Source organism: uncultured Intestinimonas sp., from assembly GCF_944387245.1.
Lineage (GTDB): Bacteria > Bacillota > Clostridia > Oscillospirales > Oscillospiraceae > Intestinimonas.
Genome location: NZ_CALXEE010000076.1, coordinates 1 through 10790, shown reverse-complemented (window position 1 = coordinate 10790; position 10790 = coordinate 1). Strand labels below are relative to the sequence as shown.

Here is a 10790-nt window from a genome sequence, read left to right as displayed (position 1 = left end):
ATCTTATCCAGCACGTCAAAGGGGATACGGGCCCAGTCGGCAGTCATGAAGTCGCTGGTGGTGACGGCACGGAGAGCCAAGGTATAGTCGTAGGTACGGCCATCGCCCATGACACCCACCGAGCGGGTATTGGTGAGCACGGCGAAATACTGGTTGATGTTCTTATCCTCACCGGCGGCGGCGATTTCCTCCCGGTATATGGCGTCGGCATCCCGGAGGGTGTCCAGCTTCTCCTTGGTCAGATCACCGATGACTCGGATGGCCAGGCCCGGACCCGGGAAGGGCTGGCGCATGACCAGGTACTCGGGCAGGCCCAGTTCCCGGCCCAGCTGCCGCACTTCGTCCTTGAAGAGGAGCCGCAGGGGCTCAATGATTTCCTTGAAGTCCACGTAATCGGGAAGGCCACCCACGTTGTGGTGACTCTTGATGACAGCGGCATCACCGGCACCGGACTCGATGACATCTGGGTAGATAGTGCCCTGGACCAGGTAGTCCACACGGCCGATCTTCTTGGCCTCCTCCTCGAAGACCCGGATGAACTCCTCGCCGATGATCTTTCGCTTGTGCTCCGGCTCAGACACACCGGCCAGTTTCAACAGAAACCGGCTCTCAGCGTCCACCCGTACAAAGTTGATGTCCCACTTGGAGAAGGCGGCCTCCACCTCATCGCCCTCATTTTTACGCATGAGGCCGTGGTCCACAAAGACGCAGGTGAGCTGATTACCCACCGCCTCGGCCAGCAGAGCGGCCGCCACGGAGGAGTCCACACCGCCAGAGAGGGCCAGAAGCACCTTGCCTTCCCCCACCTTCTCCCGGATGGCCCGGATGGCGGTGTTCTTGTAGTCCCCCATGGACCAGTCGCCCACCGCACCACAGACCTCATAGAGGAAGTTGCGGATCATGTCGGTGCCGTGCTGGGTGTGGTTGACTTCAGGGTGGTACTGGACGCCGTAGAATCCCCGGGCCTCGTCGGCGATGGCCACATTGGGACAGTTGTGGGAGTGGGCCACCAGAGCGAAGCCCTCGGGCACCTTCTCCATATAGTCGCCGTGGCTCATCCAGGACACGCCCTCGGCGGGCAGGCCCTTGAAGAGCTTGCAAGAGGTATCATAATAGGTCTCGGTCTTGCCGTACTCCCGGGCGGTATCCTCCTGGGCGGCGGTGACCCGGCCGCCCAGGGTGTGGGCCATGAGCTGACAGCCGTAGCAGATGCCCAGCACGGGCACGCCCAATTCAAAAATAGCCGGGTCCACGTGGGGCGCCTTCTCATCATAGACGCTGTTGGGGCCACCGGTGAAGATGAAGCCGATAGGCTCCATGGCCTTCAGGGCCTCCAGGGAGGTGGTGTAGGGCTTGACCTCGCAATACACGCCGCACTCACGGACACGCCGGGCGATGAGCTGATTATACTGGCCGCCAAAATCCAAAACGATGACAGTCTGGTGGGACATCATCCAGCCTTCTTTCTCTGTATGGTATGGTGCCCTCTCTCCGGAGGGCGGTGTTTTTATACTCTAGAATAGCACACTCCGCAGGAGAGCACAACCCCCAAAGCCCCTCTCCCCTGCCCAAAAACACCCGGCTCACCCCATGTATTTTGCAGCAAAAAGACAGCCGTCCCAAAGCCCCGGGACGGCTGTCGAAAGGAGTAGGTTCTCTTTTATTTATTTAAATCTGTGTGATATCGATGGGGCGCAGGTCGGCGCTGCGGCCATGCTCACGGACGGTGAGGATGGCGTGGGCGGTGTCGATGGCAGTGACACAGGCCACGGAGTGCTCCACGGCGGCCCGGCGGATCTTGAAGCCGTCGGTGTCGTGCTTGCGGCCCTTAGTGGGGGTATTGATGATGAGGTCCACAGAACCGGAGGCGATCATGTCCAGAATGTTGGGGTGGGCCTGGGAGACACGGGCCACCTTCCGAGCAGGGACCCCGGCAGCGTTGAGGGCGTTGCAGGTACCGGAGGTGGCCAGGATCTCGATACCCATATCCTCCAGCCCCCGGGCGATGCCAATCATCTCGCCCTTGTCCTCATCCTTTACGGTGATGATAACCCGGCCGCCCTTCTTGGGCACCTTCATGTTGGCACCCTTGAAGGCTTTCAGCAGGGCCTGGGGGAAGGACTCGGCCAGTCCCAGGCACTCGCCGGTGGATTTCATCTCGGGCCCAAGGCCGGTATCCACATCAGTGAGCTTCTCGAAGGAGAAGACGGGCATCTTGACGGCATAGTAATCGGCCTCGGGGTAGATGCCGGTGCCGTAGCCCAGGTCCTTGAGCTTCTGGCCCAGCATCACCTTGGTGGCCAGATCGATGATGGGCACACCGGTCACCTTGGAGATATAGGGAATGGTACGGGAGGACCGGGGATTGACCTCGATGACGTAGACCTGGTCATTGTAGAGGATGAACTGGATGTTGATGAGGCCGATGACCCCCAGGGCCTTGGCCAGATCATAGGTGTACTTGAGGATGGTCTCCTTGTGCTTCTCCTCAATGTGGAGAGGCGGGTACACCGAGATGGAGTCTCCGGAGTGGACACCGGCACGCTCCACGTGCTCCATGATGCCGGGAATGAGAATGTCCTCCCCGTCAAAAACGCCGTCCACCTCCACCTCCCGACCCATGAGGTACTTGTCCACCAGGATGGGGTGCTCCTGAACCGTCTGGTTGATGATGCGCATGAACTCCACGATGTTGCGGTCGTTGTAGGCGATCTCCATGCCCTGGCCGCCCAGCACATAAGAGGGCCGCACCAGCACGGGATAACCCACCTCATTGGCAGCGGCAAGGGCCTCTTCGGTGGTGAATACGGTCTTACCGGCGGCACGGGGAATGCCACACTGCTGCAAAATCTCGTCGAACCGTTCACGGTCCTCGGCGGCATCCACGCCGTCGGAGGAGGTGCCCAGGATGGGCACACCCATCTCGGTGAGGGCTTTGGCCAGCTTGATAGCGGTTTGGCCGCCAAACTGGACCACGGCACCCCAGGGCTTCTCCAGCTCCACCACATTCTGGACGTCCTCGGGGGTCAGGGGCTCAAAGTAGAGCTTGTCGGCCACGTCGAAGTCGGTGGAGACGGTCTCCGGGTTGTTGTTGATGATGATGGTCTCGTAGCCCAGCCGCCTAAAAGCCCAGACCGAGTGGACCGAGCAGTAGTCAAACTCAATGCCCTGGCCGATGCGGATGGGACCGGAGCCCAGCACCAGCACCTTTTTCTTCTCCGGATCGGCGGTGTAGGCGTGGGCGGGAGCGGCAGACAGGCTCTCACATACCGGGGCGTCTCCCCACTCATGGGACTGGGCGGCCTCGTTCTCCCCGTCATAGGTGGAGTAATAGTAGGGGGTCTGGGCCTCAAACTCGGCGGCGCAGGTGTCCACCATCTTGAAGGCGGGGACGATGCCCATGGACTCCCGTAGGGCCTTGATCTCGGGCGCGGTCTTGCCGGAGAGCGCGGCGATCCAGGCGTCGGAGAAGCCCATCTCCTTGGCCTGACGCAGGGTGTGCTCGTCCAGGTGGCCGCGCTCCAGCTTATCCTCCATGTCCACGATGTTCTTGAACCGGTCCAGGAACCAGATGTCCATCTTGGTAATCTTGTTGATCTTCTCAGGGGAAAAGCCGCGGCGCAGAGCCTCGGCCACCACGAAGAGCCGCTGGTCGTCCACGTTGACCAGGCGGTCCTCGATCTCCTCGGTGTAGAGGTCCTCAAGGCCGTCCATGCGCAGGGACTTCACCGGCAGCTCCAGAGAGCGGATGGCCTTCATGAGGGCGCCTTCGAAGGAGTTGCCGATGGCCATAACCTCGCCGGTGGCCTTCATCTGGGTGCCCAGGGTGCGGCTGGCGGTGGTGAACTTATCAAAGGGCAGCCGGGGCAGCTTCAGCACGCAGTAGTCCAGGGTGGGCTCAAAGCAGGCGGTGGTCTTGCCGGTGACGGCGTTGGGGATCTCGTCCAGGGTGTAGCCCAGGGCCACCTTGGCGGCCACCTTGGCGATGGGGTAGCCGGTAGCCTTGGAGGCCAGGGCGGAGGAACGGCTCACACGGGGGTTGACCTCGATGACAGCATACTCATAGCTGTCGGGGTTCAGGGCCAGCTGGACGTTGCAGCCGCCCTCGATCTTCAGGGCGGAGATGATATCCAGGGAGGCAGTACGGAGCATCTGGTACTCCTTGTTGGCCAGGGTCTGGGTGGGAGCCACCACGATGGAGTCGCCGGTGTGAACGCCCACGGGGTCAATGTTCTCCATGGAGCAGATCTGGATGACGTTGCCGGCGGAGTCCCGCATGACCTCGAACTCGATCTCCTTCCAGCCGGCGATGGAGCGCTCGATAAGGACCTGGCCCACCCGGGACATGTGGATGCCCCGGTCGGCGATCTCCCGGAGGGAGGGCTCGTCATAGGCGATGCCGCCGCCGGTGCCGCCCAGGGTGTAGGCAGGCCGGACGATGACGGGATAGCCGATGGAGTTGGCAAAGTCCACGGCGTCCTCCACGCTCTCCACCACGTCGGAGGTCACGCAGGGCTGGCCGATTTCCTCCATGGCATCCTTGAAGCCCTGCCGATCCTCCGCCTTGCGGATGGACTCGGGGCTGGTACCCAGGAGCTTTACGTTGTACTCGGCTAGGATACCCTGCTCGTGGAGGTTCATGGCCAAATTGAGGCCGGTCTGTCCGCCCAGGGTGGGCAGAATGGAGTCGGGACGCTCCTTCTGGATGACCTGGGTCACCGAAGCGATGTTCAGGGGCTCGATATAGACGTGGTCGGCGATGTCCTTGTCAGTCATGATGGTGGCGGGGTTGGAGTTGACCAGCACCACCTCCACGCCCTCTTCCTTCAGGGCGCGGCAGGCCTGGGTGCCGGCGTAGTCAAACTCGGCGGCCTGTCCAATGACGATGGGGCCGGAGCCCAGCACCAGCACTTTTTTGATATTCGGATTCTTGGGCATTACCAGGCGCCTCCTTCCATCCGGCGAACGAACCGGTCAAAGAGATATTCGGTGTCCTTGGGCCCGGGACTGGCCTCGGGGTGGAACTGTACGGTATAGACGTTGCCGTTGGTGTAGCGCAGACCCTCCACGCTGCCCTCGTTGACGTTGACATGGGAGACCTGGGCCACCTCAGGCTTGACGCTCTCGGCGGTAACCACATAGCCGTGGTTCTGGCTGGTGATGAACACCCGGCCGGCGTCCAGATCCTTCACCGGGTGGTTGGCGCCCCGGTGGCCGAAGCGCATCTTCCGGGTCTCGGCCCCGGTGGCCAGAGCCATGAGCTGGTGGCCCAGGCAGACGGCGAAGATAGGAACACCAGAGGCGTAGAGCTCCTTGATCTCGGCGATAATGGCCACGTTGTCGGCGGGGTCGCCGGGGCCGTTGGAAAGCATCACGCCGTCAAACTTCCCGGAGAGGATCTCCACGGCAGTGGTGTGGGCGGGGAACACAGTGACCTCGCAGCCCCGCTCCTGGAGGCAGCGGATCATGTTCTCCTTGACGCCGAAGTCCAGCAGGGCCACCCGCAGCTTCTGGCGGGGGATGGAGGGATAGACCTGGACCTCCTCCCTGCTCACCCGCTCCACGGTGCCCTGGACCCGGTAGGCCCGGATGGGCTCCAGCAGATCCTGGACAGAAAAATGCTCCGCACAGGTGATCATACCGTTCATGGTACCCTGACTGCGGAGTATACGGGTGATGGCACGGGTGTCCACGCCCTGGATACCCGTAATGCCGTGTTCTTTTAAATAATCGTCCAAATCGCCTTCACAGCGGAAATTGCTGCCCCGCCGGGACAGGTGCCGCACCACGAAGGCCTCGCCCCAGGGGCGGGAGGACTCGTTGTCTTCCGAATTGACGCCGTAATTGCCAATGAGAGGATAGGACATCACAATGCCCTGTCCGGCATAGGAGGGATCGGTGAGGATCTCCTGATAGCCCACCATGGAGGTGTTGAACACCATCTCGCAGATCCGGTCCGCCGTGGCGCCGATGCTCTCCCCTGCAAAGGTCATGCCGTTTTCCAGGATCAAGGTCGCCTTCATCTATCACAGCCCGCCTTTCTCTTCCAGTTTATCCGTTCGATTTTAACCTAAATCTAAATCCTTGACAACTGGATTTTTTTGCAAAAGCGCAAAAACGTGTTTTTGTCCAAAATATATGGATATTATAACCTTTCCTGCAGTCATTCCGCATCACATACTAAAAAATATGCAGTTTTGCTAATTATTTTTCTGATGTATTTTTAGATGGGACTACATCGATGACGACCACTTCCGGCGGGTTGAAGATGCGGGGCACACGGGTGGATTCCCGGGCCAGCCCTCGGCTGACGATGAGGGTGCTCTCCCCCAGCTCATACCGGCCACCGGCGAAGGCAGGGAAAAAGCCCTGGTTGGGAGCCAGGAGCCCGTTGAGGAGAAAGGGGATGCGCCACTGTCCCCCGTGGGCATGGCCAGCCAGGATGAGGTCGAAGCCCTGCCCCTCATAGGCGCTGGTCCGCTCAGGGCGGTGGGTGAGCAAGAGGGAGAAGCCCTCCCCCGCCCCATGGGCAGCCTGTGCGAGCTGTGCCTGCCAGATGTCCGTCCCCACCGCCGGGTCGTCAATGCCACAGATGTGGATGGGCTGGCCGTGAAAAACCACGGTGTGGCACTCCCCTTCCAGCACTGTGACGCCGCTATCCTCGATGCGGGCCTTGATCTCCTCCGCCCGACCGCTCCAGAACTCGTGGTTGCCGGTAACATAGAAGGTGGGGTAGGCCCGGCCTAAGGTCTCGACGACGGTCCAGGCGTTCTCCTCCGACAAGGCCGGGGCGTCGTCCAGAATGTCCCCGCCCAGCAGCACCAGGTCGGGGTGCTGTTCCTCCACTACATCCAGCAGCTCCCGCTGGCCCTCGCCGTAGTCGCAGGAGTGTAGGTCGGTGAGCAGTACTATCCGGACGGTCTGGGAGACCTTGGCGGTCTCTACCGTGTAGTGCCGCAGGGTGAGGCGGGTATTCAAGGCGGCGGCCGCCGCCGCGATGGCCGCCGCTGCCGGCAGCAGGATGCGCAGATTCTTTTTCTTCATAGTAGCCTCCCAATGGATTTCATCTCTATCTTAACACAGATGCCCTTCTCTCGGAAGTCCCCGGCATAAATCTCCAGATGATATGCCATACTGTTAGGAAGAATCGCAGTTTGAAGGGAGTTCTCTCTATGGTCATCGGCGTGGTGCGCACCGTCATCCTCTATCTGCTCATCATTTTAGGCATCCGGCTCATGGGCAAGCGCCAGGTGGGAGAGCTGGAGCCCTCGGAGCTGGTGCTGGACCTCATCATCGCCGACCTGGCCGCCGTGCCTATGCAGGACTTCGGCATTCCCCTTCTGGCCGGCGTGCTTCCCATCCTCACCCTGCTCTGTGTTACCATGATCCTCTCCGTACTCACCATGCGCAGTGTCCGGTTCCGGGCGGTACTCTGCGGTCGGCCCAGCGTCATCGTCAAAGACGGTAAGGTAGACCAGCAAGAGATGCGCCGCAACCGTTTTACCGTGGACGAGCTCCACGAGGAGCTCCGTGCTCAGGGCATCACCGACCTCAACACCGTCAAATACGCCATCCTGGAGACCAGCGGTCGGGTGTCCGTCCTACCCAAAGCCGCCGAACAGCCGGTGACCGCCAGGCAGATGGGACTCTCCCCTCAGGAACATGGCCTTCCGGTGGTGCTCATCAACGACGGCCGACTCATGGATCGGGCCCTAAAAGCCCAGGGACTGGACCGGGTCTGGCTGAAACAGCGGCTGGCTGAGCACGGTGTGTGCTCACCCGACCAGGTCTTTCTCCTGACGGTGGACGAGGCGGGCAATGTCTGCTTCGTGGCCAGAGAGGCGGTGTGAGATGCGGCGACTCTGGCTCTCCCTGGCCCTGTTGGTATTGATCTTCGCCGCCACCGTGGGCAACTCCCTCTATCTCAAGCACCTCACCGGGACCATCACCGATCTGTTGGAAAAGGCCCAGGACCAGGCCATGGAGGAATGCTGGGAGGAGGCGGACGCACTGACCCACGAGGCCCTCCGACACTGGCAGGACCGGGAGCTCTACCTCTATACCACTCTGCGCCACGCCGATACCGACGAGGTCTATACCAGTTTCCGGGAGGTGGAGGGCTTTCTCCACACTCGGGAACCCCAGGAGTATGCTGCCTCCAACGCCCGTCTCATTGCCCGGCTGGAGCTGGTGGCCTCCATGGAACAGTTCAGCCTGCAAAACCTGCTTTGAGCCCATAAGTCAGACCTCTGCTGTTTCCTCTTGAAGTCTCCGCTTTAGCTCTCCTACTCTTGTCACCTTATGGTGAAGGGAGTATAATCGAGGTGGCTCAGGTTCATCTCGATGCAAGTAAAAGGAAAAGAAGGGATCAAATGGAACAGCGCCACACCATCCTGCGCCGTACCGTCGCCGGCGCCATGACAGCTGTCATGCTGGTGGGCTGCGCAGGCATCCCCGCCTTTGCAGCCGAAGAGGATACCTTCACCCTCGGCATCTATTCCACCACCGACATGCATGGAAAGTGTTTTGACCTCAACCCCATTGACGGGAAAGAGGTCAAAAACAGCTATCTGAAGGTAGCCACCGCCATGAAGGAGGAACGGGAGGCCATGGACGGCACCATCCTCATCGACAACGGCGACATCATTCAGGGCAGCTCCATCATCAGCTACAACATGAACATGGAGGGCGGCGTGGACAACCCCATGGCCATCTGCCTGCGGTATATCGGCTACGACGCTTTCGTCCCTGGCAATCATGAGTTCAACTTCGACATGGAAACCCAGCAGATCTTCTACGACATGCTGGCCGACACCACTGACAAGTATCCCGGTACCCCTGTGAGCGCTCTGTGCGCCAACTATATCAACGTAGAGACCCAGGAGCCCAACCTCACCCCCTACAAGGTGATGACCTTCAATGTGGGCGATAAGGAGTTCAAGGTGGGCATTCTGGGCTTCGAGAACGTCAACGTCCCCAACTGGGATCTGCCCACCCACTATGAGGGCTCCGACTTCGTCCATGCCGACAACACCGAGCGGACTTACGCCTACGAGTGGGTGACCTACTGGCAAGAGGCCCTTCGTGAGGACGAGGGCTGCGACTTCGTCATTGTCTCCTGCCACTCCGGCGAGGACAGCGGCACTGTGGGTGCCGGCGACGGCGACGCCGTCGAGACCGGTGAGACCGACTTCTCCCCCGAGAACCAGGTCCGCAATCTGGTAGAAAACACCACTGGCATCGACATGGTCATCGCCGGCCACAACCACACCGTCGGTGTCACCGAGATGAAGAATGCCGACGGCCAGACCGTGCCCTGCGTCAACGGCGGCACCTCCACTCTGACCAAGACCGTGGTCAGCATCGCCGCCGACGGCACCTTCACCATCGGCGAGAGCCAGAACCTGGACCTGACCACCTACGAGAACGACGCCGGCCTCAAGGAGCTTATGCAGCCCTACTACGACCGGACCCTGCCCTTCATCTCCGAGCAGATCGGTACTCTCTCCGGCGATTGGGACGACGAGACGGATCTCTTCCACGTCCAGAGCGACACCATGAATCTGGTCCATGAGGCCCAGCTGTGGGCCACCGGCGCCCAGTTGTCCATCTCCTCCCCCGTGGCCAACAAGGACTTCTGCATCGGCCAGCTGCTGGGTGACGCAGAGAGCGCTCCCATCAGTCTGAAGGACTGCTACTCCTTCTACAAATACGACAACAATCTCATCTACATGATCCAGATGACCGGTAAGCAGATCAAGGACTGGCTGGAGTCCTGTACCAAAGACTTCACCGTGGAGGCCGACGGCACCATTACCGGCGGCGGTTTCGGCACCGATCAGCTCTACGGCATGGATTATGACATCTACATGGGCAACCCTGAGGGCAGCCGTGTGGTCAATCTGACCTATCAGGGGCAGCCTGTCACCGACGACCAGACCTTCACTGTGGCCCTCAACTCCTACCGCCTGTCCGCCAACGCCGCCGGCGATGAGTTCGGCTGGTATGCCGCCACCGGCATCACCATGGGCACCGACGCTGTGCTGTGGGACGGCTCCGTCTCCGAGCAGTTCGGTTCCATCGGTGGCTCCGTAACCCTGGTTATCGCCGAGTACATCAAAGCCATGACCGCCGAGGGCAAGGACATTACTCCGCCCGCGGCTCGCAGCCACTGGACCCTCAACGCCGGCGCCAGCGACAGCACCGAGCCCGTTGCCGACACCGTCACCCGTCAGGCCTTTGTTGAAAAACTCTACACCGCTATCGTGGGCGATGCCTCTGTGGAGACCTCCCCCACCGCCTTTACCGATGTGGCCAATATCGTCGCCGTTGATTGGGCCGCTGATCAGGGCATCATCTCCGGCAACGGTGCTGGCAGCTTCCTGCCCGAGCTGGCCATCACCCGTGAGCAGGCCGCCGTCATGCTGATGAACACCGCCACCGCCCTGGAGAAGGGGCCCACCGGCACCTGGGCCGTCCAGATCCCCTATGTTGACGCTGACTCCGTTTCCAGCTGGGCTACTGACGGCGTTATGTGGAATGTCATCGCCCAGTACATCGCCGTAGGCGAGGATAACCGCTTTAACCCCCAGGGGACCATCACCAGCACTGAGGCCGATGCCATGATCGCTGCCCTCACCACTGCTGGGGCATAAGTTTTCCCCCATTCCCTACCACACAGCAAAAAGCTGGCTCGGACAAACGTCCGAGCCAGCTTCAGTCTGTCGAGAAACCCGGCATATGCGTCAAGCATAAGCCGGGTTTCTTGTGTATAGCTGCCAAAGAAGGAT

Annotated in this window: 7 protein-coding genes; 3 read left to right on the top strand and 4 right to left on the bottom strand. The window is 60.8% G+C overall.

Features of this window, described 5'->3' with window-relative positions:
• From guaA to Q0K15_RS09340, 4 genes are all read right to left on the bottom strand, one after another.
• On the bottom strand, nucleotides 1-1451 hold a 1451-nt coding region (guaA, locus tag Q0K15_RS09355), incomplete at its 3' end, for a glutamine-hydrolyzing GMP synthase (RefSeq protein ID WP_294515584.1).
• Between the two features lie 217 nt (nucleotides 1452-1668).
• A complete protein-coding gene (gene carB, locus Q0K15_RS09350; RefSeq protein WP_294515583.1) occupies nucleotides 1669-4938 on the bottom strand; it encodes a carbamoyl-phosphate synthase large subunit in 3270 nt (1089 codons plus the stop codon).
• Nucleotides 4938-6023, bottom strand: coding sequence for a carbamoyl phosphate synthase small subunit (locus Q0K15_RS09345; RefSeq protein ID WP_294515582.1), 1086 nt, complete (start codon nucleotides 6021-6023; stop codon nucleotides 4938-4940). The genes carB and Q0K15_RS09345 overlap by 1 nt, the downstream gene beginning before the upstream one ends.
• Nucleotides 6024-6204: 181 nt before the next feature.
• Nucleotides 6205-7044: a metallophosphoesterase gene (locus tag Q0K15_RS09340; RefSeq protein WP_294515581.1), complete on the bottom strand. Its 840-nt coding sequence runs from the start codon at nucleotides 7042-7044 to the stop codon at nucleotides 6205-6207.
• Nucleotides 7045-7154: 110 nt separating this feature from the next.
• Here Q0K15_RS09340 and Q0K15_RS09335 point away from each other — a divergent pair, with 110 nt between their 5' ends.
• From Q0K15_RS09335 to Q0K15_RS09325, 3 genes are all read left to right on the top strand, one after another.
• Complete coding sequence (locus tag Q0K15_RS09335) at nucleotides 7155-7850, top strand: DUF421 domain-containing protein (protein WP_294515580.1); 696 nt, start codon at nucleotides 7155-7157, stop codon at nucleotides 7848-7850.
• 1 nt (nucleotide 7851) lies between these two features.
• The gene (locus Q0K15_RS09330) at nucleotides 7852-8232 is read left to right on the top strand and encodes a DUF4363 family protein (protein ID WP_294515579.1); all 381 of its coding nucleotides are present in this window, start codon (nucleotides 7852-7854) and stop codon (nucleotides 8230-8232) included.
• Nucleotides 8233-8372: 140 nt separating this feature from the next.
• Nucleotides 8373-10655, top strand: a complete 2283-nt coding sequence (locus Q0K15_RS09325; RefSeq protein WP_294515578.1) for a 5'-nucleotidase C-terminal domain-containing protein — start codon at nucleotides 8373-8375, stop codon at nucleotides 10653-10655.
• The last annotated feature ends 135 nt before the right edge of the window (nucleotides 10656-10790 follow it).

Excerpts from the sequence above, each read along its gene's own strand:
- carB (WP_294515583.1), bottom strand. The coding sequence starts at position 4,938 with ATGCCCAAGAATCCGAATATCAAAAAAGTGCTGGTGCTGGGCTCCGGC.
- Q0K15_RS09345 (WP_294515582.1), bottom strand. The coding sequence starts at position 6,023 with ATGAAGGCGACCTTGATCCTGGAAAACGGCATGACCTTTGCAGGGGAG.
- Q0K15_RS09340 (WP_294515581.1), bottom strand. The coding sequence starts at position 7,044 with ATGAAGAAAAAGAATCTGCGCATCCTGCTGCCGGCAGCGGCGGCCATC.
- Q0K15_RS09330 (WP_294515579.1), top strand. The coding sequence starts at position 7,852 with ATGCGGCGACTCTGGCTCTCCCTGGCCCTGTTGGTATTGATCTTCGCC.
- Q0K15_RS09325 (WP_294515578.1), top strand. The coding sequence starts at position 8,373 with ATGGAACAGCGCCACACCATCCTGCGCCGTACCGTCGCCGGCGCCATG.